Consider the following 25101-nt stretch of genomic DNA (forward strand, 5'->3'; position numbering starts at 1 on the left):
GGCGTAAATGACAAAAAAGGATCACTTTACGCCATTTTACGACAGTGAAAGCGCTGACGATATTCTCCCGGGGTGAGCTGGAGCTGTTTTTCAAACAGTCGCCGTAGGTTAATGCTGCTGCCAAATCCCGTTTGTTCAGCGATACGATCCAGCGTCTCGTTGGTCTGCTCCAGACGCTGTCGTGCAGCAGCCAGACGGGCTTCGGCGACGTAACGGGCCGGCGAAGCGCCGGTTTCCCGGGTAAACACGCGGGTGAAATTACGCGGGCTCATGGCGACTTTTGCCGCCAGTTTATCCACACTGAGGTCGGCGGTGAGGTTTTCGAGCAGCCAGGCCTGTAGATCGCTAATGGGGCCCTGGGTACTGATCTGCTGAAGGTTGTAGCGGCTAAACTGCAACTGGCCTCCGGGTCGGCGCAGGTACATGACGAAGTCCTGAGCGATGTCGCGTGCCAGACTGAAGCCGTAGTCCTCTTCAACCAGGGCAAGCGTCAGGTCAAAGCCGGAACTGACTCCGCCTGACGTCCAGATGTGTTCGTCCTGAATATAAAGCGGACCGCCTTCGACGCGCACCTGAGGGAATTCTGCCTGCATGGTTTCCAGTAGCTTCCAGTGGGTGGTGGCTCGTCTGCCGTCCAGCAGTCCGGTTTGCGCCAGCAGCATCGCGCCGCCGCAAATGGATGCAATGCGGCGGGCATGGGGAGCGGCAAGGCGCAGCCAGTCAACCACTGCAATCCCTTCCTGCGGATTTTGACCTCTGCCGGTGATAATGATGGTATCCAGAGGCTCACGAGGGTCAATTTCATGCAGGCGATGATCTGCCAGTAAATTTAAACCAGACTGACCATGGATCACCTGATGCGGTTGAGTTGTTGCTAACTGCACCTGGTAACAGATGTCCGTAGCACCTTCCGGATGCAGGCGATTGGCCTGCATCAGAATGTCGGCAATACCAGCGGATTCAAACAGCATACCGCCATCGGGGACAATGATGAGTATCTTCTTCATGTCCTGAAAAGTAATCTTTTTACAGAATAAGTCAACAGCACAGACGCAGATGGAAGCGGTCTTATCCCTGCCGCAGAGACTGTCCCGCCTCTGACCGCCAGTAAACGGGCGGTGAATCGTGACAATAAGCGGCGAAGAGAGGGTCAATCAATTCATCAGGCTGGCGTAGAGGCATTCGCGGTGGTCCTGACCCCCGACAGAGGCATTACTGACATTGGCGTTTACTCAACGGGCAACCGGCATTGCGGCGCCATGCGCCGGGAGCCTGACCATACTGACGCTTGAAGCTGCGGTTGAATGACTGCTGAGAGTCAAAGCCCAACGCGATCGCCACGTTCAAAATCGGTTCGTCGCTGTGGGTTAAGCGTTCAACCGATTTTCGCAGCTTTTGCGCGCGAATATACCCGGCGATGGGATAACCCGTATGTTCTTTGAAGATGCGCTGAAGGTGCCATTTCGAATAACCGGCTCGTCTGGAAACGGTGTCGATGTCCAGGCGGTTATCAAGGTTGTTATTGATCCAGTCGAGTAAATCGTGAATAAATGCGCCAGTGTTCATCTCGCTTCCCCCGGGCTGCGTATCAAAAAGCATCTTTATCTGTTGCATTTAAAGGTGGCTCCTTTTGAAAATAATTGCAAGTTTTATTGTTACATTTAAATCCCTGCCTGAAACAGGTCTTTTCACATCCGCTCAAATAGCACATAAAGTGCAACAATTATTCTTGCACTTAGTTAAGCGCCTTCCTACAATCGCCGCGATAGTGTATTTGCAACTGTTACAGTTTTGTGGCGATGAACGACACAAATGGCCTTAAGTCAGCTACCGGACAAAGGAGGTGGCGCGGCGTCTCCCGCAGCGTCTTGCCCGGCGGCTACCAATACCGGAATAAAAATAATGAGCCTGCAAAAAACCTGGGGTAACGTTTATCCGAGCGCGCTGGGGGCGATGTTGCTCTCTATGTTGCTTGTCGGATGTGATAACAGCGTCGCGCAAAACGCCGCGCCGCCTGCGCCCGCCGTCAGTGCTGCTGACGTGGTCGTAAAATCCATTAGCCAGTGGGATAGCTTTAACGGTCGGATTGAAGCGGTGGAGAGCGTCCAGCTACGCCCCCGCGTCTCTGGTTACATTGATAAAGTGAATTACACCGACGGTCAGGAAGTGAAAAAGGGCGAGGTGCTGTTCACGATTGATGACCGAACCTATCGCGCGGCGCTGGAACAGGCGCAGGCGAACCTGGCAAGAGCAAAAACGCAGGCAAGCCTGGCACGAAGTGAGGCGAACCGCACCGATAAACTGGTCAACACGAATGTGGTATCCCGCGAAGAGTGGGAGCAGCGCCGTTCGGCCGCCACCCAGGCGCAGGCCGATATTCGCGCTGCCCAGGCGGCGGTTGACGCCGCGCAGCTGAATCTGGACTTCACCAAAGTCACCGCGCCTATTGACGGTCGCGCCAGCCGGGCGCTGATCACCAGCGGGAACCTGGTGACTGCGGGCGACAGCGCCAGCGTCCTCACCACGGTGGTCTCGCAGAAGACGGTTTACGTCTATTTTGACGTGGACGAGTCAACCTATCTCCACTATCAAAATCTGGCCCGCAGCGGGCAGGGGGCGTCCAGTCATCACACGGCGCTGCCGGTTGAGATTGGCCTGACGGGCGAGGAGGGCTATCCCCATAAGGGCAAAGTGGACTTCCTGGATAACCAGCTGACGCCGAGTACCGGCACCATCCGTATGCGCGCGCTGCTGGATAACGCGCAGCGTCAGTTCACACCGGGACTTTTTGCCCGCGTACGCCTGCCGGGTAGCGCGGAATTCAAAGCCACGCTGATTGACGACAAAGCGGTGCTGACCGATCAGGATCGTAAGTACGTGTATATCGTGGATAAAGAGGGTAAAGCACAGCGTCGTGATATTACGCCGGGGCGTCTCGCCGCCGGCTTACGCATCGTGCAGCAGGGACTGAACCCTGGCGACAGAGTCATCGTCGAGGGCTTACAAAAAGTGTTTATGCCGGGTATGCCGGTTAACGCCAAAACCGTTGCCATGACCGCCAGCAGCGCCCTCAACTGATCCCTTGACCTGAGAATCCAACCCATGGACTTTTCCCGCTTTTTCATCGACAGGCCGATTTTTGCCGCCGTCCTGTCGATTCTGATTTTTATCACCGGGTTAATCGCCATCCCGCTGCTGCCGGTGAGCGAATATCCTGACGTCGTGCCGCCAAGCGTGCAGGTGCGCGCGGAATACCCCGGCGCCAACCCGAAAGTGATTGCCGAGACCGTGGCGACGCCGCTGGAAGAGGCGATTAACGGCGTTGAGAACATGATGTACATGAAGTCCGTCGCGGGTTCCGACGGCGTGCTGGTGACCACCGTCACCTTCCGTCCGGGAACCGACCCGGATCAGGCGCAGGTTCAGGTGCAAAACCGCGTTGCGCAGGCCGAAGCGCGTCTGCCGGAAGACGTGCGGCGTTTGGGCATTACCACCCAGAAACAGTCCCCGACGCTGACGCTGGTGGTGCATCTGTTTTCGCCCAACGGTAAGTACGACTCCCTGTATATGCGTAACTACGCCACGCTGAAGGTGAAGGACGAGCTGGCGCGTCTGCCGGGCGTCGGCCAGATCCAGATTTTCGGCTCGGGTGAATACGCGATGCGCATCTGGCTGGATCCCAACAAGGTGGCGGCGCGCGGGCTGACCGCGTCGGATGTGGTGACAGCGATGCAGGAGCAAAACATACAGGTGTCCGCCGGGCAGCTTGGTGCCGAGCCGCTGCCGAAAGAGAGCGATTTTCTGATCTCCATTAACGCCCAGGGCCGTCTGCATACAGAAGAAGAGTTTGGCAATATTGTCCTGAAAACGACGCAGGACGGTACGGTCGTCCGCCTGCGCGACGTGGCGCGTATCGAAATGGGGTCCGGCAGCTATGCGCTGCGTTCCCAGTTGAACAATAAAGACGCGGTCGGGATTGGTATCTTCCAGTCGCCGGGGGCGAACGCCATTGATTTGTCTAACGCGGTACGCGCGAAAATGGACGAACTGTCCACGCGCTTCCCGGCAGATATGAAGTGGGCGGCACCTTACGATCCGACGGTCTTTGTACGTGATTCGATCCGTGCGGTGGTGCAAACGCTACTGGAAGCGGTGGTGCTGGTGGTGCTGGTGGTGATCCTGTTCCTGCAAACCTGGCGCGCGTCGATTATTCCGCTGATCGCGGTGCCGGTGTCGGTGGTGGGTACTTTCAGCATTCTCTACCTGCTGGGCTTCTCGCTGAATACCCTGAGTTTGTTCGGGTTGGTATTAGCCATCGGTATCGTGGTGGACGACGCCATCGTGGTGGTGGAAAACGTCGAGCGAAACATTGAAGAGGGGCTTGCGCCGCTTGCGGCAGCGCACCAGGCGATGCGAGAAGTGTCCGGGCCGATTATTGCGATTGCGCTGGTGCTGTGTGCGGTGTTTGTGCCGATGGCGTTTCTCTCGGGCGTCACCGGGCAGTTCTACAAGCAGTTTGCGGTGACGATCGCGATTTCCACGGTCATCTCTGCCATTAACTCGCTGACGCTCTCTCCGGCACTGGCGGCACTGCTGTTAAAACCGCACGGCGCGCCGAAAGATTTCCCGACCCGGCTAATCGATCGTCTGTTCGGCTGGATTTTCCGTCCGTTTAACCGCTTTTTCCACCGCAGCTCGAACGGCTATCAGGGGCTGGTGGGTAAAACGCTGGGACGACGCGGCGCGGTATTTGCGGTGTATCTGCTGCTGCTTTGTGCCGCAGGCGTCATGTTTAAAGCGGTGCCCGGCGGGTTTATCCCGACGCAGGATAAGCTGTATCTGATTGGCGGCGTGAAAATGCCGGAAGGTTCGTCGCTGGCGCGCACCGACGCGGTGATCCGCAAAATGAGCGAAATCGGGATGAATACCGAAGGCGTGGACTATGCGGTTGCGTTCCCGGGGCTGAACGCGCTGCAGTTCACCAACACGCCGAATACCGGGACCGTCTTTTTTGGCCTGAAGCCGTTCGACCAGCGTAAACATTCTGCGGCGGAAATAAATGCGGAGATCAACACGAAAATTGCGCAAATTCAGGAAGGTTTTGGCTTCTCCATTCTGCCGCCGCCGATATTAGGGTTGGGGCAGGGCTCCGGGTATTCGCTGTATATTCAGGATCGCGCAGGTCTGGGTTATGGCGCGCTGCAAAACGCGGTGAATACCATGTCCGGGGCGATTATGCAGACGCCGGGAATGCATTTTCCGATCTCAACTTATCAGGCTAACGTTCCGCAGCTGGATGTACAGGTCGATCGTGATAAGGCGAAAGCGCAGGGCGTGTTGCTGACCGACCTTTTCGGTACGCTGCAAACCTATCTGGGCTCGTCGTACGTGAATGACTTCAACCAGTTTGGCCGTACCTGGCGCGTGATGGCGCAGGCTGACGGGCAGTTCCGCGACAGCGTGGAAGACATAGCCAATTTACGCACCCGTAATAGCCAGGGCGAAATGGTGCCAATTGGCAGTATGGTGAAAATCACGACCACCTACGGGCCGGATCCGGTAATCCGCTACAACGGCTACCCGGCGGCGGATCTGATTGGTGATGCCGACCCGCGCGTGCTCTCGTCTGCGCAGGCGATGACGCAGCTGGACGCGATGTCTAAGCAGATCCTGCCGAACGGGATGAACATTGAATGGACGGATCTGAGCTTCCAGCAGGCCACCCAGGGCAACACGGCGCTGATCGTCTTCCCGGTCGCGGTGCTGCTGGCGTTCCTGGTCCTGGCGGCGCTGTATGAAAGCTGGACGCTGCCGCTGGCGGTGATCCTTATCGTCCCGATGACCATGCTCTCCGCGCTGTTTGGCGTCTGGCTGACCGGTGGCGATAACAACGTGTTCGTGCAGGTGGGGCTGGTGGTGCTGATGGGGCTGGCCTGTAAAAACGCGATTCTTATCGTGGAGTTTGCCCGCGAGCTGGAAATTCAGGGCAAAGGCATTATGGAAGCCGCGCTGGAGGCGTGCCGCCTGCGTTTACGTCCGATTGTGATGACCTCCATCGCCTTTATTGCCGGGACTATTCCGCTGATCCTCGGCCACGGCGCGGGCGCAGAAGTGCGCGGCGTCACCGGTATCACGGTATTTTCCGGCATGTTGGGGGTGACGTTGTTTGGTCTGTTCCTGACACCGGTGTTTTACGTGACGCTGCGAAAGTTCGTTACGCGCGGTAAACCGATAAGGGATGTTTTGCCGGTTTCTTAAAGAATTGCACATAACAAAAAACCGCCTTCACCGTTTAGGCGGTTTTTTTTCAGTCAGGAAATAACTAATGCGCTTTTTTAGACTGGGTATCAATCTCAGGGACCGGATCGCACCCGCTGGTATCGGCTTTTTTGACCTCCTCCAGCGCGCTTGCCACGGTATGGCGAGCTAATACCTCTAACGAAGCTTGCTCCGCTTCATCGGCGATAGATTTGAAGTACCAGCAAGCGTTGGCGCTGACCACGCAGCGAGCCGGTACGTCAGGACGCGATGCCCATAGCTTTTTATCTTCAATAACAGAAAGGTAGATATCACGCAGGGTGATCTCTTCCGCCGGGCGACCAAGATGAATAGAACCGTTGCGGCCAAGCGTTGAGACGATGATACCGTCCCGCGTGAGCGGAACCATTAATTTGCGAATAAAGCTCGGATTTGCTTCCAGACCATAGGCCAGAATTGCACTTGTCGAACGTTCACCCGATTGCTCCGCCATCGCTACGCTGAGAACCATCTGCAAAGCTGTCGGGAAGCGGTAATCTAACATTTTATTGTCCTGGGTTGCGGTGAATCTTGTTCTTTTTGGCACCGCGGAGGTGGATAATCAGTAAACATCAATATAACAAAAACGGTAATTTTTTTGAAGCAGTCAACATTTGACCTGACATGCCAGACGAACAGCCTGGGATCTCAGTCCAGAGAATCAGACACTGAAACGATGTTATCAAACCAAAGGATTGAAACCCTGTTTTACACATTGTTATAAACCCAGGTGACGTCAAATAATTCTGTGCTGAACGTGGTTTGTATTCGTTATAGCCATACTCATATTTAGTGGTGAGTTTCATTGCCTGACAATATCGCCGAATCCGTGTTCACTTATAACACCAAATGTACGCTATACGTAGGAGGACAAAATATCATCAATTCAGGTCTGTGGAGTAAAAATATCAGTCTATCCTTTCTGAAACTTTCAATGGATTAAAGCCTGTCGTTTAATAATAGTGGTGATTTCTTTTTATCGGCCCACGTTAGTATCAATGTTAACTATTTTTCATGCAATTAATGGAAGTGGGTTGAGGGGGTATCTTTAGATTAATATGGAATCGGTTGTTGTTTTTTTATTCTTTTGTTTCCGGTATGAAATTATGCGATAAAAATTGAGTTGTCTTTTTCAATTAAAAAACAACATGATACGGTTTATTTTACACGCGATTTCCTGTCTCGTTTCACAATGTCAATGTTTTTCTAAGAGAATGGTTACGTTAAAGTCCTCTCCCTTTCTGCCGATAGATACGCTGGCACATGTTTAAAACATGATCAATTTCAATATGTTAGCTTGACTCCGCCCTTAAGTCGAACGCTCCCGGCATTGTTCTGGTTTTTTCAACGGGTGGCAGGGAAAAGGTGACTTTTTTTGTATGAGATAGCAAATGAAAATAAATGATTTTGGTGTTGGTACCCGAATGGGAGTTGGCTTCAGTATTGTTCTCACCCTTGTCGTTATTATGGCTGTAACGGGGATCGTTAAATTAAATGGCATATTGAAAGAAACCCATGCTATTACGGACAGGTTGCTGGTGCTGGAGCGACTCACGGGGGCGTGGGGGGCGGCAATTGACTATAATGGTGCGATGGGGCTATCTGTACTGACTTCCTCTGATGATGGAATTAAAAAATTTGCCCAGTCAAAGATGAAGGTAATGTCAGAGCGGGTGAGTGCCATTCAGAAGGAACTGGCAGAATTAATTGTCTCTGATACGGGTAAGTCACTCCTGGCGACCGTGGGGGATAAAAGAAAGCTGTACATCGATATCCGCAATGAGGCGATTCGCATCAGTGAACAAGGGAATGGTGATGCCACCAATGCATTTATTCGCCAGAAACTCATTCCCGCCATGGAGGTCTATTCCGGCAGCGTAAAAGCACTGGAAAATTACGATAAAGCACAAATTGATGAAGCCAGTGGGTCCATTCAGGAGAATGGCTCGGCGGCAATTCAGGCTCTGATTGTTCTTGGCGTCATCGCTATTGTCGTCGGCAGTCTGTTAGCGTGGTTTATCACACGTGGGATAACTCGCCCATTGCTGTCAGCCGTTAATGTGGCTCGGGAAGTGGCGTCCGGTAATCTGGGTATCGACGTCAAAGTGGAATCCCGAGACCAGCCTGGACAACTGATGCTCTCCCTGAGGGAAATGACAGAGAGTCTGCGTAATACGGTACGCAAGGTTCGTGAAGGGGCCGACAGCATCGCGTTAGCCGCGGCTGAAATTAATAGTGGTAACACCGATCTGGCCTCTCGCACGGAAGAGCAAGCGGCAGGGGTAGAAGAGACTGCCTCGACGCTGGAAGAGCTGACGGCAACTATTAACAATACTGCAGCAAACACGGCGCAGGCGCATCGTTACGTGAGTGAGACAGCCTCTGTCGTGAAACAGAATGGCGCCGTTATGAGTGAAGTGTCTTCCCGGATGCAGGAAATTTACGATTCCTCATCAAAAATGGCGGACATCATCCAGGTTATTGATGGTATAGCCTTCCAGACCAATATTCTGGCGCTGAATGCAGCAGTAGAAGCTGCGCGAGCGGGTGAATCCGGACGTGGTTTTGCTGTGGTGGCTGGAGAAGTCCGAACACTGGCACAACGCAGTGCGTCAGCTGCCCGTGAAATTAAGGAATTGATCGATGATTCTGTCTCCCGTATTGCCTCTGGCCGCAATCTGGTTGAAAAAGCAGATGCTGGCATGATGGGAATTGTTTCCAACGTTCAGAACATGACTCAACTGATTGAGGAAATCGCACAAGCGAGTCGGGAGCAGAGTGATGGGATTGCCCAAATCAACAGTGCGATGGGACAGATTGATACCACCACACAGCAAAATGCCGCGCTCGTTGAAGAGTCAGCTGCAGCTGCCTCTTCAATGCAGGAGCAGTCTCGTGTACTCCAGGATATGGTGAGCGTGTTCAGTTTGAATGAGGAAGGAATACAACCAGTAAACATGACCTCAGAAAAACGTGTTAGTCGCCAGAGGGAGAGGAATAATGGCGAAAAATATGTAGTGTCCAAAAAGATAGCTTCAGAAACAGACAACTGGGAAACGTTCTGAGCACCCTAATACGAAAAATCCACGCAATTGCGTGGATTTTATAGTTTTTTGTGATTCTCATGAGATTCAGCGAAATCTCATGAGACAACAGAAACCAATTAGACGTTGAACAGGAAGTTCATCACATCGCCATCTTTAACGATGTAATCTTTCCCTTCAGCACGCATTTTACCGGCTTCTTTCGCGCCTTGTTCACCTTTGTAGGTGATGAAGTCGTCAAACGCGATCGTCTGTGCGCGGATAAAGCCTTTCTCAAAATCGGTATGGATTTTACCTGCCGCCTGCGGTGCGGTGGCGCCGACAGGAATGGTCCATGCACGCACTTCCTTCACACCAGCGGTGAAGTAGGTCTGCAGGTTCAGCAGCTTGTAACCAGCACGGATCACGCGGTTCAGGCCCGGTTCTTCCAGCCCCAGTTCCTGCATGAACTCGTCGCGCTCGTCATCGTCGAGTTCAGCGATGTCCGCTTCAACGGCGGCGCACACCGGAACCACGACGGAACCTTCCTTCGCGGCAATTTCACGTACCTGATCGAGATACGGGTTGTTTTCGAAACCGTCTTCGTTCACGTTGGCGATATACATGGTCGGTTTCAGCGTCAGGAAGCTCAGGTAGCGGATCGCCGCCTTATCTTCGTCAGTCAGATCCAGAGAACGCAGCATGCCAGCTTCAGAGAGTTGCGGCAGGCATTTTTCCAGCGCGGCCAGCTCGGCTTTTGCGTCTTTATCGCCGCCTTTGGCTTTCTTCTGTACGCGGTGAATAGCGCGTTCGCAGGTATCGAGATCCGCCAGCGCCAGCTCGGTGTTGATCACGTCAATATCTTCCGCCGGGTTCACTTTGCCCGAAACGTGAATAATGTTGTCGTTTTCAAAGCAGCGCACCACGTGGCCAATCGCTTCGGTTTCACGAATGTTGGTCAGGAACTGGTTACCCAGACCTTCACCTTTGGACGCGCCTTTTACCAGACCGGCAATATCAACAAATTCCATTGTGGTCGGCAGGATACGCTGCGGTTTAACGATCTCAGCCAGCTGCTCCAGACGCGGGTCGGGCATCGGCACGACGCCGGTATTCGGCTCAATCGTACAGAATGGGAAGTTTGCCGCTTCAATACCGGCTTTGGTCAGCGCGTTGAACAGGGTAGATTTCCCGACGTTGGGCAAACCGACGATACCGCATTTGAATCCCATGATTTAAATCACCTTAATATCTTAATAATCAACCTGTTGTAGAAAACAGATTGTAGAAATGGAAATAACTTTGCCTATTATACACAGCGTACGGCAAAAATGCCGCACATCACTGCTTATTGCGCTTTAAAGGCGTGCAATCGATTCGTTGCTTTGGTCAAACCGTCTTTGAACCATACCTCAGTGCAACGCGCCGCTTCGTCAATCGCGTCATCAATTAACTTCTGTTCTGAAACAGGCGGTTTGCCTAATACAAAGCCGACAACTTTATTTTTATCGCCCGGATGACCGATTCCGACACGTAAGCGATGAAAGTTAGGGTTATTGCCGAGCTTGCTGATAATGTCTTTCAGCCCGTTGTGTCCGCCATGACCTCCGCCGAGTTTAAATTTTGCCACGCCAGGGGGAAGATCCAGTTCATCGTGGGCCACTAAAATTTCGTCGGGATTGATGCGATAAAAACTCGCCATTGCGCCGACCGCTTTGCCGCTCAGATTCATAAACGTGGTGGGAACTAATAAACGGACATCTTCACCTTCCAGACTGACTCTGGAGGTGTAGCCAAAGAATTTCGGCTCTTCGCGCAGAGGAGCACGCAACCGCTCTGCCAGTAAATCGACGTACCATGCGCCCGCATTATGTCGGGTGGCTGCATATTCAGCGCCGGGGTTCGCCAGGCCGACAATCAGTTTAATCGTCACGTTTTTATCCTGAGTGTTTCAATAACTGGCGCGTAGTTTACTGTCTGTCGCCCCGCTTGACAAAGCACCGTGTCACTTTACCCGGAAACTGAATAATTGCCTTTATTGATTATTGGAAAGTCAAGGTGTTCAGAGGCTTATTTGTAAAGATTTGTTGAATAATGGGGTGTAATTGTGATCGCAGGCGCACTACCAAAGTGGTGTGTTGTCTATACTTTACACATATGGATTAGGGGTATTCCCTGAAGCAACCCAAAAGTTCCGGAGGTGACACATGAAACGCAAAAACGCTTCGTTACTCGGTAATGTGCTCATGGGTTTGGGGTTAGTGGTTATGGTGGTTGGTGTGGGTTACTCCATTTTAAACCAGTTGCCGCAATTTAACCTGCCGCAATTTTTCGCACATGGTGCAGTGCTCAGTATCTTCGTCGGCGCCATTTTGTGGCTGGCGGGTGCCCGCGTAGGGGGGCATGAACAAGTCAGCGACCGCTACTGGTGGGTGCGCCATTACGACAAACGTTGCCGCCGTAACGATAATCGTCGTCACAGTTAACGTTCCCTGCAAGATAATGACCAGCCAGCATCAGGCTGACTGGTCACGGTTTGCGATTTCTTTCTCGCGTTATTGTTGTGCGCGTCTTTTCATCCGCAGCATCATCCATAATAACGCCAGCATGATGGCGAGATACCCCATGACGTACATTCCCTGATGTTTTCTCGCCGTCAGGTCGGGATCGGCCGCCCAGGTCAGAAAGGCGGTGACATCCCGTGCGTACTGTTCTTCAGTTTGCGCGACATGCGATTCTGACTGCCATTCGATTTCGCCGTCCGCCAGCGGTTTTGGCATGTTAATCACCCCACCAGGATAATAACGATTCGCCTTCAGTTCCGGGTCATCAGGCAGATAACCGGTTAAGAGCGCGAAGAGGCAATCCGCGCCTTGCTCAGTGTAGGGAATAAACGCGTCCAGCAGAAATTGCGGAAAGCCGCGATCGTAGGTTCGGGCGCGAACGATATAACTTAAATCCACGGGCAGGGCGCCGTTATTCAGGTGTCTCGCTTCCTGATCGTTGAGATAAGGCGAAATAAAGCTGTCGTTCAGGGTGCCGTCCCGCTCACCGGGTTGACCGTCATCCTGAATAATCGGAAAGACATAGCCGCTGGCGAGATTTTTCGCGTCTTCTGTCGTTAGTTCCGGGCCGCCGGGTTTGGTCAGCGTGCGAAACGTCAGGTATTTCATGCCGTGACAGGCCCGACACTTCTCTTCATAGACCTGCAAACCGCGTCGCAATTGCGCCTTATCATATTCTCCGGAGAGACCGCTGAAGCTCCACTCCTGGCGCGTGGGAACAGGCTCTTGCGCGAATGTGGGGCTCATCGCGCAGAGTACCACCCACAGCATGCTGCATCTGAGTAATTGTCTCATCATCTTCAGTCCTGCTTTTCCAGAAAACGACGACAGGGCAGCACCAGTAAAAACCAGGCGAAATAGCCGATTGTCGACAGTTGCGAGACCGCGCGGATCCATCCCTCTTCATTACGAATGCCCTCCGTCAGATCGGGGCCAACCAGGGCTTTTGATCCCAGCCACCCAAGAAAACAGACGTTCAGCACCCACAGCCAGAAACCCCATTTCACCCATTTGCTGTAGTGACGAAAACGTGCGCGGGAGGTATCCAGCCACGGCAGAAAATAGAAGATCAGCACCGCGCCGCACATCGCCACCAGCCCGACGAGTTCGTTCGGGAAGCAGCGCAGAATGGAAAAGAAGGGGAGAAAGTACCACTCCGGGGCAACAATCGCCGGAGTCACCGTGGGATCCGCCGGGATGAAGTTATCCGCGCTGCTCAGATAGTGCGGCGCGAAGAACAAAAACCAGGTGAACAGCATCAGGAATAACGTGATTTTAATAGCATCTGCATCCGTGATTCGGTAATCGAAGAGCAGACGACGAGACGCTTTCTCGCTGAAGGCCCGTTTCATCGCGTGAGCAAAGGCCGACTGTACCGTACGGACGTGGAAAATCGTCATCACCACGACCACAACGGGAAGAATAAAGTGCAGGACGTAAAAGCGCCCAAGCGTAGGGGTGCCAGGCGCATAGCCGCCTACCAGCAAGGTATACAACCCGTCGCCCACTACCGGAATAGCGCGGGCGAAACTGGTGATCACCGTCGCTGCCCAGTAGCTCTTTTGCCCCCAAATCAGGCTGTAGCCAAGAAACGCGGTGATCATCAGCAGCACGTACAACGTGACGCTAACCATCCACATCGTCACATACGGTCTGCGGTAGACGCTGTAATACATGCCACGGAAAATATGCAAATAGCAGGCAAAGAAAAACAGCGATGCGCCGATGGCGTGCATATTGCGCAGCAACTCTCCGTGACTGACCGCGCGCATGATGTGGATGATGGAATCAAACGCCAGCGATGTCGTCGGGACGTAAAACATCGCCAGCACGATACCGGTCAGGATCTGTATTCCCAGCATCACCAGCAGGATCGCACCAACGGCAAACAGCCATACACCGGCGATGGAGCGCGGGAAAGGAATGCGCCAGCGGATTATCTCACACGTCCTTAGCGCCTATACGCACGGTCAGACCATCAGGATGAAAGGCAAACTCAGGAACGGCCAGATTAGTGGTTGCGGGGCCGCGGGTGACCCGTCCGGACGTATCAAACTCCGAACCGTGACACGGGCAAATCCAGCCCTGTCCACCGGGTCTGGTATTGGGAACACAGCCGGCATGCGGACAATACCCCTGAACAACCAGCCACTGCGGATAGTCAGACGCGACCCGTTCGCTGTCCGATTGCGGATCGACAAGCGTGCTGTGGTCACCCGTGCGGGCCGCGACGATCTCTTCCGGCGTGCGATGATGGATGAGGATCAGCTTCCCTTGCCAGATGCGTCTGAGGGTTTGTCCTGCGGCGATCCCCGCCAGCGAGACGTCTATCGGCTCATTTTCTCCGCGCGTTGTTTCGTCCGGCCCTAATGCGGAAATTAACGGCCAGACGGCGGCGGTCACTCCCGCTGCGCCAACAAATTTTGTCAATTTGCACAGGCAGTTGCGTCGTTGCTGCTGAATGTCTTTATCCGGCTGTTTGTTCTCCACCACCACAGCGCTCTCCCTTACTGTTTATCAATACGCGAATAGATATCCTGGAAGCGCTTATTAGCGATCCCGGGGGCCGTAAACGCGCGATAGCTGTCCGGCAGGGTGGCGTTGCCGACTTTAATCAGCATGACCATCCCTTGCGCATAATGCGGGGTGCATTTAATGCCGTAGAAGCCCGCGTTGTCATACTTCACTGCGATCTCCTCATCGATTTTGCCGATAAATCCCGGGTAGCCCGCAGGCGAGAGTTCAGCAATCGAGGCTGCGTTGTGACTCTTATGTTTGCGGATAAATTTCACCGTATCGCCAGGCTGAATCTCCAGGTAGTCTGGCTCATAGACCATGGGGCCTGCTGAACCGCGATTCTTCATCAGTACTTCGTGGGTTTGCGCGAAGGCAGAGGCGGTGAGGAGCAGCAAACACAATACGTTCAGGCTCTTTTTCAGAGAGTTCATGGGGGGCTTCCTTAGGTTTCTTCAGGTCTTTGATAACGAATAAAACAGTTCGCACCATGGCGATCGCGCTCGACGATGGCGTCAATGCCAAACCAGGCGCGGAGATTCTCGCGGGTGAAAATGGTGCAGGGACGGCCCTGCATTTCCAGACGACCGGCGTTCATCACGATGATGCGATCGCAGAACATGGCAGCATGATTGAGATCGTGGAGAGCGGCGACAACCGTCAATTTTTCGCGTTTCACCAGACTGAGAAGGCCAATCTGATGTTGAATGTCGAGGTGATTAGTGGGCTCGTCCATCAGTAGCAGTTGTGGCTGCTGAGCGAGTGCGCGGGCAATATGCAGGCGTTGTTTTTCGCCGCCGGAAAAGGTGTGCCAGCAGCGATGGCGAAGATGCTGAAGATCGACTTTCTCCAGCATGGTCTGGACGATATCGTCATCGTTGTCCGACCACGGATTCAGTAGGCTCAGCCACGGGGTTCGCCCCAGCGAGACGGCCTGTATCGCGGTCAGGCGCTCACTGGTTTCTGCCTGCTGCTCAACCAGCGCGACCTGCTGCGCCAGTTGACGACGTGAATAGCGATGCAGCGCTTTTTGCTGCAACAGGATGTGACCGGCGGTGGGCTTCAGCAGACCGGCCAGCAATGAAATCAGCGACGTTTTCCCGGAACCATTGGGGCCGATAATGCCGACAAACTCACCCGGCGCCACGCTGAGTGAGACGTCATTGACGATCACTTTGCCTTTCACCTGCCAGTGCAGACTTTTCGCCTGAATTATCGCATCGCGGGTGGCAACCAGAGTCGGTACAGGATTGACGGTCATTTGGTCGGGTTTCCTCTGATCAGGATGATGGAAAACGCGGGCGCACCAACCAGGGCCGTAATAACGCCGATAGGCAGAACTTGTCCGGGGAGAAGCGTGCGGGAGATAACATCGGCGACGATCAGGAAAATGGCGCCGATCAGCGCGCTGACAGGCAGCAAACGATGGTGCTGATGGCCTACCAGCAGACGGGCGGCGTGAGGGATCACCAGTCCCACAAAGCCAATTGCGCCGACGATGGAGACCATAATGGCCGTCATACCCGTTACGGCGGCAATCAGCACGCCACGTGTGCGTTTTACCGGAATCCCCAGTGAGGCGGCGGACTCCGCGCCAAAAGAGAAGGCATCCAGATGGCGGGCATAACAGAAGCATATCGCAACGCCAACTAACGCTGTGGGGATCGCCAGCACCACATCCGGCCAGCGGACGCCGCTCAGATTCCCGAGTAACCAGAACATAATGCCGCGTGCCTGTTCCGCGTTAGCTGAACGGGTGATGATCAGCGAGGTCAGCGCATTGAATAACTGGGAACTGGCAATCCCGGCGAGAATGATTTGCGTCGTCACCCCACCGCCTTGTCTGCCGCCTGCCGCTACCGCCAGAAGGGCCACAAACAAAAAGGCAGTCAGGGCACCGACAAATGCGCCGAACGACATGCTGATCATCCCGGCGCCCAGTCCGGTCAGCGCAACCAGCACCGCACCGGTTGATGCGCCTGCGGAAATGCCCAGCAGATACGGCTCGGCAAGCGCATTGCGCAGTAACGACTGTAAAACCACGCCGGACACGGCCAGGCAGGCGCCACAACTGGCGGAGACCAGCGCACGGGTCAGGCGATAGTTCCAGACAATCCCGGCATCCAGCGCATCAACCGGATAATCGGTATCAAACAGATGGTTTGCCAGCGTGTTGAATACGTGCTGCCAGGGAATAAACGTCTCGCCAATGGCGATCCCTGCCAGCAGGACGCCACACATCAGCACGCTAACCCAGAGGGCATGGCCACAAACATTGACCGCCAGCCGACTAACGGCGTGACGCGTCCTGCGTAAATCGCTCATAGTAACCTGCGTTTGGAGTGCATAACACGCGCCGGCCCCGTCAGGAACTGGCGCGAAACGAGGGTTAATGCGCGGCTTGTGGATGCGCTAAGCCATACTCAACCAGGGCGTCAGCCAGTTTTTCAACACCGTCAATCGTTCTGATTCCGGCATTCATGGTCTGTACATCAATCACTGGTAAATGATCGGCTTTAACGGCGGGGATCAGCTGGGTGACCGGGTCGGATTTCAAATAATCCATTTTCACCTGCCAGTCATCGGCCGGGAAACGTCGACGACTCATTTCCCCCAGCACAATCACTGTCGGTTGGGCTTTGGCGATGGTTTCCCAACCGACCGTTGGCCACTCCTCTGCGGAATCAATGACGTTTTTGATACCCAGGGTCTGCGCAATCCAGGCAGCAGGCCCTAATTTCCCGGCGACATACGGATCCAATTGCAGGTCGGCGCTGGAGAACCAGAAAACGGCGGAGACGCTGTTGTCCATCCCGGCGATTTTGTTCTTCGCTGCCGTTTCACGTGCTTTGAGGCTGGCAATCAGTTCTTCGCCCTTATCCTGAACGTCGAAGATCCTCGCTAAGTCGGCCACTTCCTGATAGACCATTGCGATATCAAACATGCCTTTGCGCACGCCGTCACCGCCATCTTCGTTATCTTTCGCGCAGTCTGCCGGTGCGGTATAGACCGGGACTTTCAGTTCGCTGAACTGTTCATAAGACGCCACCGTGCCCGCAGGGCCGATCTGCCATTCGAACTGGCTGGCGACCAGATCCGGTTTTTTGGCAATGATGCCTTCGAAGCTGGGGATGTTCTGCGCAATAACCGCAATCTTGTCATTTGCCGCCTTATACGCGTCGGGAACGGGCCCGAACCACAGCGATGTGCCTACCACGCGATCGGCCAGGCCCAGCGCATACAGGATCTCAGTGCTGTTTTGTCCTACGGTGGCAACACGTTTTGGCGCTGCGTGAAATGTCATATCTCGACCACAGTTTTTTATCGTCAATGGATATTCCGTTTTGGCTGCATGAGAAAGACCTGAGGTGAGAAACAGTGCGGCACCAGCAACAACCAGAAGCATTTTTTTATAAGGTAAAGAGGTAACATTAGCGTGCATTATTATCATCCCGTTCATGCCAGAATCTGAACGTCTGGTCATGGATTATATCGTTCCATATATCGGGAGAGTTCATGACGATAGATGACAGGACATCGTGAAATTTATGCATGACGTTATGCAAATAAAGAAAGTCAGCGGTTCAGTCAAGGATCTGATTCACTCTTTCACGGTGCCTAATATCAAATAATTCATCACATGGACCATCCCGTCCACTCAATGGGGTATAAATTTGACAGCAGGTCTCCTGACTCACGGTAATCAGAATATCGGCCTTCCCATAAAGATTCGCTTTACAGTGACCTGCAACAAAATATGCTGCACGAGGATATTCTGCATCCGCCTACAGTTGCGGGGGCAGTCATGGAATGGGATTGCAATAATCCGCACCATGTTCCTATTCATTACAATGTTGGTGCAATGAAATACTGTCGAAAAAGACTGTATCGGCATTTGTTAACAAGATCAATCGCAAGGGGAAAGACGAATTTTATTGAGTGGGATAAATTTTAGTTGTTGTGTATCAATGTGTTATGTTTTTTTTGAGGATGAAATTGCGGATGTCGAAATGTAATAATGAAAAGCTAAATGAGAATTGATTGACATTGATCAAGTAATATTCTTATTCATGCGTGATTTACGTGATCTCTCCATATGCACTAATTGCCAGTCATCGTGCATATCCATCACAACCTGAAAATGATTACGTCGCCAGAATGAATAACCTCCCGGTAAAAAATGATGGGTATGTAAGTATAATAAGTTGTACCGCTGCTGCTCGCAGAATGTTTCAGCAAAAGCGAGTAACTGACGTCCAATACCTTTTCTGCGGTAACGTTTGTCCACATAGCAGCGACAAATTTCTGCCGTTTCTGTCAAAATATAGCGTCCGCGAAGTTCGGCTATACGGTCGTCATATTGGCAGACGGCCAGGGTCGCAATGAGTTCCTGCTTTTCGCTCCAGGCGCACAGCAATACATTGCGCTGCTGTTGAATATACTGCTGTTGCAGGTTAAAAACATCCTGTCCGGGAGTAGGGGCAGGTCTGTCAGCCGCAAAAAATTCATTCAGATGTTGAATCAGAAATAACTGAACCGCCGGAATATCTTCTCCGGTCATTTCACGTAGCGTAAATGAAATCACGAGTTGTCACTCTTATTTGCAGAAACTGAAAGCTAATAATAACAACACGGGAGGGGAAAAACAGGGGACAGAGCGGAAAATGTTCCGGCCTGTACAGGAACAGACCGGTAAGCGCAAAAAGATTATAAATCAGCCAGCGCCGCGTCGCGGTTCGGGAAAAAGGCCAGACGACCCGGAATCGGCTTAATGCCAGCGCGCGCCATCGTGCGCAGCGGCTGGAACTCAAGGTTACTTACGCGCAGTTCGCAGCCTTCTGGCAATCTTTTCACAAAGCGCTGGAAGGCATCCAGACCACCTGCGTCCAGCACCGGTACCGCGTCCCATTTCAGTACGACAATGCGTTTTCCTTCGATGCGTGACTCCAGATCGGTAAACAATCCTTCAGCGGCTGCAAAGAACAGTGGGCCGATCACGCGCAGCACCAGTACATCATCGGGGACCTCGACGTTAACCGCTGCCAGTCGCGTCATGCGTGCAATACGGCGCATAAACAGTAACGAGGCCAGCACAATCCCGACGCTGATGGCAATGACCATGTCAAACAGCACCGTCAGTGACATACACATCATCATCACAATGATGTCGTCTTTGGGAGCATGACGCAGCAAATCCACAACTTTGTGCGCTTCACTCATATTCCAGGCCACCATCAGCAGCAGGGCCGCCATCGCCGACAGCGGCAGCCATGAGAGCAGCGGTGCCAGCGCCAGCAGCGCCATGATCACCAGCAGCGCGTGGATCACGGCGGAAATAGGGGATGTTGCGCCAGCGCGGACGTTTGCCGCCGAACGGGCAATCGCCGCCGTTGCGGTAATCCCACCAAAGAAGGGGGCGACAATATTACCCAGGCCCTGACCAATCAGCTCGCTGTTGGCTTTGTGTTTCGTGCCGGTCATTCCGTCGAGTACCACGGCGCAGAGCAGGGACTCGATTGCCCCCAGCATGGCCATTGAGAAGGCCGCCGGAAGCAGGGCGCGCAGGGAATCCCAACTCAACGTGAAATCAGAATCCGGCAGGTTCCACGGCAGCACCAGTTGCGGCAGCAGTTGCGGTATCCCGTTGCCCTGTGAGCCGTCGGCCAGAATATAGTGGAACTGAGAACCAATGGTGGCAACGTGGCCGCCCAGCAGGTTGACGATCCCCATGACAGCACAGCCGGCGAGTAGGGCGGGCAGGTGGCCCGGCAGGCGAATGCCCAAACGCGGCCACATCATCAGCGTGCCCAGCGTGACCACCCCGATGGCGGCATCGCCCAGGTTAATGCTCGGCAGAGCCATAAATAGCGCGCCGACTTTTTGCAGATAGTGTTCCGGAACGTGGGCCATCTGCAAACCGAGGAAATCTTTGATTTGCATGGTACCAATGGTGATACCAATCCCTGAGGTAAAACCTAAGGTAACTGAGACCGGGATGTACTCAATCAGGCGGCCAAAGCGGGCCAGGCCAAAGAGGATCAGGAAGACCCCGGACATCAGCGTCGCGACAAGCAGGCCTGCCAGCCCAAACTGTTGTGAAACGGGGTAGAGGATCACCACAAACGCGGCGGTCGGGCCTGAGACGCTAAAACGCGAGCCTCCGGTTAAGGCAATAACAATCCCGGCCACAGCGGAGGTATAAAGTCCGTACTGCGGCGCGACACCACTCCCGATAGCCAGTGCCATCGCCAGCGGGATAGCAATAATCCCGACGGTGATCCCGGCAATCACATCACGGGTAAACCGTGAGGCGGTATATTTTTCTTTCCAACAAGCGTCGATGAGGGCGCGGAAAGGCATCACATGTGAGGAAAAAATTCTGTTCACAATAATGTTTCATCCATGAGCGCATCATCTGTCAACTCAATGAAATGGCGGGTTGGCAGGTGAAGGAGGCATAAGTCATACAAATAAAGGTTACAGACAAAAAAACCCGCCGCAGCGGGTCTTTGAGCCGGGTTCGATTAATGCTCGAACATAGCAGAAATCGATTCTTCGTTGCTGATACGACGAATCGCTTCGGCCAGCATACCCGACAGGGTCAACGTACGCACGTTCGGCAGTGCTTTGATTTCGTCGGTCAGCGGAATGGTATCGCAGACAACGACTTCATCAATCACAGAGTTACGCAGGTTGTTTGCCGCATTGCCTGAGAAGATCGGGTGAGTGGCATAAGCAAATACGCGTTTTGCACCACGTTCTTTCAGCGCTTCAGCTGCTTTACACAGCGTACCACCGGTGTCGATCATATCGTCAACCAGCACGCAGTCACGACCCGCTACGTCACCGATGATGTGCATCACCTGAGAGACGTTTGCACGCGGACGGCGTTTGTCGATGATCGCCATATCGGTGTCATTAAGCAGCTTAGCGATAGCGCGGGCACGCACGACGCCACCGATGTCCGGAGAAACCACAATCGGGTTATCCAGATTCAGCTGCAGCATATCTTCTAACAGAATTGGGCTACCAAATACGTTATCAACCGGTACGTCGAAGAAGCCCTGGATCTGTTCAGCATGCAGGTCAACGGTCAGAACGCGGTCAACGCCGACGCTGGACAGGAAGTCAGCGACAACTTTTGCCGTAATCGGCACACGAGCGGAACGTACACGACGATCCTGGCGCGCATAGCCAAAGTAAGGGATAACGGCGGTGATACGGCCTGCGGAAGCACGGCGCAGGGCATCAACCATAACGACCAATTCCATCAGGTTGTCGTTCGTTGGAGCACAAGTGGACTGGATGATGAAAATATCACCACCGCGTACATTTTCGTTAATTTGTACGCTGACTTCGCCGTCGCTAAAGCGACCTACAGCGGCGTCGCCGAGAGAAGTGTACAGGCGGTTGGCAATACGTTGTGCTAGTTCCGGGGTGGCGTTACCAGCAAAAAGCTTCATATCAGGCACGAGAAGAACCTCAGGCATGCGTCCATTGGTGGAAAGAGTTTGCCAAAAACTGTGCGGGCCAGGCAGGACTCTCTCCATGCGGTGTATTAACGAGCGCGATGCAACGTCTGGAACAGGGTGACGTTGTCACCGAAACTCAGCTTGCCCGGCTTACCCGTCATCATTTATGTTTTATGCGCGCTGGGTTCAAGGCCTCACACCAGTCACATACTGATGTATGCGTCTGGCAATTCGTCATCTCGCCAACGTACTGAAACTTCAATGAGTTAGAGTAACGCTCTATGCAGTGGAGAGAGGTTGACACCCTTCGCCACAAAGGCATTGAGCCATTCCGGGGCTTGCTCAAGCACCTGCCGGGCACGAGACTCTGTATCGAATTCAGCAAAGACACAGGCTCCTGTACCAGTCAGGCGCGACGGCGCGTATTCTAACAGCCAGGAAAGCGCCGCATCAACCTCGCGAAAACGTTTTCTTGCGATAACCTCGCAATCATTGCTGAATTCACATTTTAATAACGTTTCTATTGACCTTTTTGGCGTATTACGGGGGAGGTCGGGATCGTTAAAAATCATCGGCGTTGGAATACTGACGCCAGGATGAGCCACCAGGTACCATTTTTCGGCCGGTTCCACCGGGGTCAGGATCTCTCCGACGCCTTCGGCAAAGGCGGCGTGTCCGCGGACAAACACCGGCACGTCAGCCCCGAGCGTTAAACCGAGCTCGGCCAGTTCGTCCAGCGACAGACCACACTGCCAGAGATGGTTTAGCGCGACCAGCACGGTTGCCGCGTTCGACGATCCGCCGCCCAGGCCTCCGCCCATAGGCAGACGCTTTTCGATACGGATATCCGCACCGCTACCGGCTGGCAGCCGACCGCGCTCTGCGGCTGTTTTCATCAGCAGTCGCGCGGCACGGACGATCAGGTTGTCTTCATGTGCCACGCCGTCAACCGGCGTCAGGAGATGAATTTCGCCGTCGCGACGCGGTTCCAGGCTGAGGGTGTCGCCATAATCGAGGAACTGAAACAGCGTTTGCAGCGTGTGATAACCGTCCGCACGTCGTCCGGTGATGTATAAAAACAGATTCAGTTTTGCCGGAGAGGGCCACTGGGTCATCATTTTACAATCCAGTTATCCATTTTCAGCTTGATACGCTGAGCACCGTCGGAGAGTTCCATATTGGCCGGCATTGCCGGGGAGGTTTTGCTGTCGTACGCGCTATAGACCACTTTCCAGTTTTTTCCGTCCTGGCTGTAGTTCACTTCGCTCAGGCGGTACTGGTCGTCGAGTTTATAGTCGGTCGCGTCGCCCGGCAGGCCAAGGATCCACTGACGCAGGCTGTTTAGCGGGATCGGCATACCGGTCAGCTTGCCGATCATCTCTTCGGCATCGTCAGCGGTATAGCGCTGGCCTTTATTGTCCATCAATTGCACGTTACCCGGCTGCGCGTTCAGTTCAAGCTCGGTGCTGCCAAGCGGGTTGGTCAGCAGCAGGCGATAGCGATCCTGGCCGGTCTGCTGCCAGAAAAAGCGCGCATAGACCTTCTGCTCGTCGGAAATATAGGCAAACGCGCCGCGCGTTTGATACTGATTTAACTGGCGAACCTCCTGCTGATGTTGCCGCCATTGAGGAGAGTCCGGACTTTTCCCCGGGCCTTTCGGCGCGTTGATCGTACAGGCGGTCAGAACCAGGGTTGCCAGCGGAAGCAGGCGGATCAGGCGAAAATCAGGCAGGGTCATAATGATGACGAATCCTTGTGATACGTTGCAATAATAACCCTTAATGCTAGCGCCGCGCGGGTATATCGTCTACGTTCACGTTATCTTAATTTAAGCAATAAGCGATTACTCCAAAAGGGGGCACTCTCTTTTATTGATTCCGCGCATCCTGTATGATGCGAGCAGACTAACCATATCAACGCTGGTACTACTCCCGCAGACATGACCCTTTTAGCGCTCGGCATTAACCATAAGACGGCACCTGTATCGCTGCGAGAACGCGTAACGTTTTCGCCAGATACGCTCGATCAGGCGCTGGAAAGCCTGCTTGCGCAGCCAATGGTGCAGGGCGGCGTGGTCTTGTCGACGTGTAATCGCACGGAGCTGTATCTGAGCGTGGAAGAGCAGGACAACCTGCAGGAAGCGCTGATTCGTTGGTTATGTGATTTCCACAATCTTGATGAAGACGATCTGCGCAGCAGTCTCTACTGGCACCAGGATAACGATGCGGTCAGCCATCTGATGCGTGTCGCCAGTGGTCTGGATTCGCTGGTACTCGGTGAACCACAGATCCTCGGCCAGGTGAAAAAAGCGTTTGCGGATTCACAAAAAGGCCACCTGAACGCCAGCGCGCTGGAACGTATGTTCCAGAAATCGTTCTCCGTTGCCAAACGGGTTCGTACCGAAACCGATATCGGTGCCAGCGCCGTGTCCGTTGCGTTTGCCGCCTGTACGCTGGCGCGCCAAATCTTTGAATCACTTTCCACGGTCACTGTGCTGTTGGTCGGCGCGGGCGAAACCATCGAACTGGTGGCGCGCCATCTGCGCGAACACAAAGTGCAGAAGATGATTATCGCCAACCGCACCCGTGAGCGGGCGCAGGTTCTGGCCGATGAAGTGGGTGCTGAAGTGATCGCACTCAGCGACATCGATGAACGTCTGCGGGAAGCTGACATTATCATCAGTTCAACCGCCAGCCCGCTGCCTATCATTGGTAAAGGGATGGTGGAGCGTGCGCTGAAAAGCCGCCGCAATCAGCCGATGTTGCTGGTGGATATCGCCGTTCCGCGCGATGTCGAACCGGAAGTCGGTAAACTGGCGAACGCTTATCTCTATAGCGTTGACGATCTGCAAAGCATCATTTCGCACAACCTGGCGCAGCGCAAAGCTGCGGCAGTGGAAGCCGAAACGATTGTCGCGCAGGAAACCAGCGAGTTTATGGCCTGGCTGCGTGCTCAGGGCGCCAGTGAAACCATTCGTGAATACCGGAGTCAGTCTGAGCATGTACGGGATGAACTGACTGCAAAAGCGCTTGCTGCTCTGGAACAGGGTGGTGACGCGCAGGCCATTATGCAGGATCTGGCATGGAAACTGACCAACCGCCTGATCCATGCACCAACCAAATCTCTTCAGCAGGCCGCCCGTGACGGGGATGACGAACGCCTGAATATCTTGCGCGACAGCCTCGGGCTGGAGTAGCAACACACCCTTCTTTTTACAAGGTGCATTTACGC

General features: G+C 53.8%; 22 protein-coding genes and 1 riboswitch. Of the genes, 5 read left to right on the top strand and 17 right to left on the bottom strand.

Annotated elements, in window-relative coordinates:
- Window positions 1-26: 26 nt before the first annotated feature.
- On the bottom strand, window positions 27-1007 hold the full coding sequence (locus OGW13_RS14240) for a GlxA family transcriptional regulator (protein ID WP_054176268.1): 981 nt from the start codon (window positions 1005-1007) through the stop codon (window positions 27-29).
- A 205-nt stretch (window positions 1008-1212) separates the two neighbouring features.
- The gene (locus tag OGW13_RS14245) at window positions 1213-1566 is read right to left on the bottom strand and encodes a helix-turn-helix domain-containing protein (protein WP_043001911.1); all 354 of its coding nucleotides are present in this window, start codon (window positions 1564-1566) and stop codon (window positions 1213-1215) included.
- 336 nt (window positions 1567-1902) lie between these two features.
- On the opposite strand from OGW13_RS14245, the gene oqxA reads away from it, so the two are divergent.
- Together oqxA and oqxB are read left to right on the top strand one after the other, a co-directional pair.
- Window positions 1903-3078 carry a multidrug efflux RND transporter periplasmic adaptor subunit OqxA gene (gene oqxA / locus OGW13_RS14250; RefSeq protein ID WP_287116233.1) on the top strand — a complete coding sequence of 392 codons (1176 nt, stop codon included), beginning with the start codon at window positions 1903-1905 and terminating at the stop codon, window positions 3076-3078.
- Window positions 3079-3102: 24 nt separating this feature from the next.
- Window positions 3103-6258, top strand: coding sequence for a multidrug efflux RND transporter permease subunit OqxB (gene oqxB, locus OGW13_RS14255; protein WP_222168214.1), 3156 nt, complete (start codon window positions 3103-3105; stop codon window positions 6256-6258).
- 64 nt (window positions 6259-6322) lie between these two features.
- Here oqxB and oqxR read toward each other — a convergent pair whose 3' ends face one another.
- A complete protein-coding gene (gene oqxR / locus OGW13_RS14260) occupies window positions 6323-6802 on the bottom strand; it encodes an efflux pump transcriptional repressor OqxR (protein WP_043000464.1) in 480 nt (159 codons plus the stop codon).
- Between the two features lie 886 nt (window positions 6803-7688).
- Between oqxR and OGW13_RS14265 the strand changes: the two genes are divergently transcribed.
- Window positions 7689-9362: a methyl-accepting chemotaxis protein gene (locus tag OGW13_RS14265; protein ID WP_054176266.1), complete on the top strand. Its 1674-nt coding sequence runs from the start codon at window positions 7689-7691 to the stop codon at window positions 9360-9362.
- A 98-nt stretch (window positions 9363-9460) separates the two neighbouring features.
- Here the strand turns inward: OGW13_RS14265 and ychF are convergent, their stop codons facing one another.
- Complete coding sequence (gene ychF, locus OGW13_RS14270) at window positions 9461-10552, bottom strand: redox-regulated ATPase YchF (protein WP_043000470.1); 1092 nt, start codon at window positions 10550-10552, stop codon at window positions 9461-9463.
- Window positions 10553-10668: 116 nt separating this feature from the next.
- A complete protein-coding gene (pth, locus tag OGW13_RS14275; RefSeq protein ID WP_043000471.1) occupies window positions 10669-11253 on the bottom strand; it encodes an aminoacyl-tRNA hydrolase in 585 nt (194 codons plus the stop codon).
- A 274-nt stretch (window positions 11254-11527) separates the two neighbouring features.
- Between pth and ychH the strand changes: the two genes are divergently transcribed.
- The gene (gene ychH, locus OGW13_RS14280) at window positions 11528-11806 is read left to right on the top strand and encodes a stress-induced protein YchH (RefSeq protein WP_012132144.1); all 279 of its coding nucleotides are present in this window, start codon (window positions 11528-11530) and stop codon (window positions 11804-11806) included.
- Between the two features lie 69 nt (window positions 11807-11875).
- Here ychH and OGW13_RS14285 read toward each other — a convergent pair whose 3' ends face one another.
- The 12 genes from OGW13_RS14285 to lolB form a co-directional block, all read right to left on the bottom strand.
- A complete protein-coding gene (locus tag OGW13_RS14285; protein ID WP_353622483.1) occupies window positions 11876-12679 on the bottom strand; it encodes a cytochrome c1 in 804 nt (267 codons plus the stop codon).
- Window positions 12680-12684: 5 nt separating this feature from the next.
- Entirely contained in the window at window positions 12685-13824 is a 1140-nt protein-coding gene (locus OGW13_RS14290; protein WP_043000472.1) for a cytochrome b, read from the bottom strand.
- Window position 13825: 1 nt separating this feature from the next.
- Window positions 13826-14377, bottom strand: coding sequence for a ubiquinol-cytochrome c reductase iron-sulfur subunit (gene petA, locus OGW13_RS14295; RefSeq protein WP_044257819.1), 552 nt, complete (start codon window positions 14375-14377; stop codon window positions 13826-13828).
- A gap of 14 nt (window positions 14378-14391) precedes the next feature.
- A complete protein-coding gene (locus OGW13_RS14300; RefSeq protein WP_044267213.1) occupies window positions 14392-14832 on the bottom strand; it encodes a pseudoazurin in 441 nt (146 codons plus the stop codon).
- 11 nt (window positions 14833-14843) lie between these two features.
- Window positions 14844-15659 carry an ABC transporter ATP-binding protein gene (locus OGW13_RS14305; RefSeq protein WP_104446515.1) on the bottom strand — a complete coding sequence of 272 codons (816 nt, stop codon included), beginning with the start codon at window positions 15657-15659 and terminating at the stop codon, window positions 14844-14846.
- The gene (locus OGW13_RS14310) at window positions 15656-16723 is read right to left on the bottom strand and encodes a FecCD family ABC transporter permease (RefSeq protein ID WP_099433069.1); all 1068 of its coding nucleotides are present in this window, start codon (window positions 16721-16723) and stop codon (window positions 15656-15658) included. Before OGW13_RS14310 ends, OGW13_RS14305 begins: the two co-directional genes overlap by 4 nt.
- 64 nt (window positions 16724-16787) lie before the next feature.
- Window positions 16788-17840: an ABC transporter substrate-binding protein gene (locus OGW13_RS14315; RefSeq protein WP_054176263.1), complete on the bottom strand. Its 1053-nt coding sequence runs from the start codon at window positions 17838-17840 to the stop codon at window positions 16788-16790.
- A 220-nt stretch (window positions 17841-18060) separates the two neighbouring features.
- A riboswitch (cobalamin riboswitch) is annotated at window positions 18061-18288 on the bottom strand.
- A 161-nt stretch (window positions 18289-18449) separates the two neighbouring features.
- Complete coding sequence (locus OGW13_RS14320; RefSeq protein ID WP_043001918.1) at window positions 18450-18959, bottom strand: GNAT family N-acetyltransferase; 510 nt, start codon at window positions 18957-18959, stop codon at window positions 18450-18452.
- A gap of 146 nt (window positions 18960-19105) precedes the next feature.
- Complete coding sequence (dauA, locus tag OGW13_RS14325; protein ID WP_071888393.1) at window positions 19106-20785, bottom strand: C4-dicarboxylic acid transporter DauA; 1680 nt, start codon at window positions 20783-20785, stop codon at window positions 19106-19108.
- A gap of 137 nt (window positions 20786-20922) precedes the next feature.
- Complete coding sequence (prs, locus tag OGW13_RS14330; RefSeq protein WP_001518537.1) at window positions 20923-21870, bottom strand: ribose-phosphate diphosphokinase; 948 nt, start codon at window positions 21868-21870, stop codon at window positions 20923-20925.
- 266 nt (window positions 21871-22136) lie between these two features.
- Entirely contained in the window at window positions 22137-22988 is an 852-nt protein-coding gene (gene ispE / locus OGW13_RS14335; protein WP_043000478.1) for a 4-(cytidine 5'-diphospho)-2-C-methyl-D-erythritol kinase, read from the bottom strand.
- A complete protein-coding gene (gene lolB / locus OGW13_RS14340) occupies window positions 22985-23608 on the bottom strand; it encodes a lipoprotein insertase outer membrane protein LolB (protein ID WP_044328030.1) in 624 nt (207 codons plus the stop codon). Before lolB ends, ispE begins: the two co-directional genes overlap by 4 nt.
- 201 nt (window positions 23609-23809) lie before the next feature.
- On the opposite strand from lolB, the gene hemA reads away from it, so the two are divergent.
- Window positions 23810-25066: a glutamyl-tRNA reductase gene (gene hemA, locus OGW13_RS14345; RefSeq protein WP_043000480.1), complete on the top strand. Its 1257-nt coding sequence runs from the start codon at window positions 23810-23812 to the stop codon at window positions 25064-25066.
- Window positions 25067-25101: the final 35 nt, after the last annotated feature.

Origin of the sequence: Citrobacter sp. Ca225 (genome assembly GCF_030337175.1) — a bacterium.
In the GTDB taxonomy this organism is placed as follows: Bacteria; Pseudomonadota; Gammaproteobacteria; order Enterobacterales; family Enterobacteriaceae; genus Citrobacter_A; species Citrobacter_A amalonaticus.

Bases quoted from the DNA above. Each gene is read 5' to 3' on its own strand.
- OGW13_RS14240 (WP_054176268.1), bottom strand. From the start codon at position 1,007: ATGAAGAAGATACTCATCATTGTCCCCGATGGCGGTATGCTGTTTGAA.
- OGW13_RS14245 (WP_043001911.1), bottom strand. From the start codon at position 1,566: ATGAACACTGGCGCATTTATTCACGATTTACTCGACTGGATCAATAAC.
- oqxA (WP_287116233.1), top strand. From the start codon at position 1,903: ATGAGCCTGCAAAAAACCTGGGGTAACGTTTATCCGAGCGCGCTGGGG.
- oqxB (WP_222168214.1), top strand. From the start codon at position 3,103: ATGGACTTTTCCCGCTTTTTCATCGACAGGCCGATTTTTGCCGCCGTC.
- oqxR (WP_043000464.1), bottom strand. From the start codon at position 6,802: ATGTTAGATTACCGCTTCCCGACAGCTTTGCAGATGGTTCTCAGCGTA.
- OGW13_RS14265 (WP_054176266.1), top strand. From the start codon at position 7,689: ATGAAAATAAATGATTTTGGTGTTGGTACCCGAATGGGAGTTGGCTTC.
- ychF (WP_043000470.1), bottom strand. From the start codon at position 10,552: ATGGGATTCAAATGCGGTATCGTCGGTTTGCCCAACGTCGGGAAATCT.
- ychH (WP_012132144.1), top strand. From the start codon at position 11,528: ATGAAACGCAAAAACGCTTCGTTACTCGGTAATGTGCTCATGGGTTTG.
- OGW13_RS14285 (WP_353622483.1), bottom strand. From the start codon at position 12,679: ATGAGACAATTACTCAGATGCAGCATGCTGTGGGTGGTACTCTGCGCG.
- OGW13_RS14300 (WP_044267213.1), bottom strand. From the start codon at position 14,832: ATGAACTCTCTGAAAAAGAGCCTGAACGTATTGTGTTTGCTGCTCCTC.
- OGW13_RS14305 (WP_104446515.1), bottom strand. From the start codon at position 15,659: ATGACCGTCAATCCTGTACCGACTCTGGTTGCCACCCGCGATGCGATA.
- OGW13_RS14310 (WP_099433069.1), bottom strand. From the start codon at position 16,723: ATGAGCGATTTACGCAGGACGCGTCACGCCGTTAGTCGGCTGGCGGTC.
- OGW13_RS14315 (WP_054176263.1), bottom strand. From the start codon at position 17,840: ATGCACGCTAATGTTACCTCTTTACCTTATAAAAAAATGCTTCTGGTT.
- OGW13_RS14320 (WP_043001918.1), bottom strand. From the start codon at position 18,959: ATGACCGGAGAAGATATTCCGGCGGTTCAGTTATTTCTGATTCAACAT.
- ispE (WP_043000478.1), bottom strand. From the start codon at position 22,988: ATGATGACCCAGTGGCCCTCTCCGGCAAAACTGAATCTGTTTTTATAC.
- lolB (WP_044328030.1), bottom strand. From the start codon at position 23,608: ATGACCCTGCCTGATTTTCGCCTGATCCGCCTGCTTCCGCTGGCAACC.
- hemA (WP_043000480.1), top strand. From the start codon at position 23,810: ATGACCCTTTTAGCGCTCGGCATTAACCATAAGACGGCACCTGTATCG.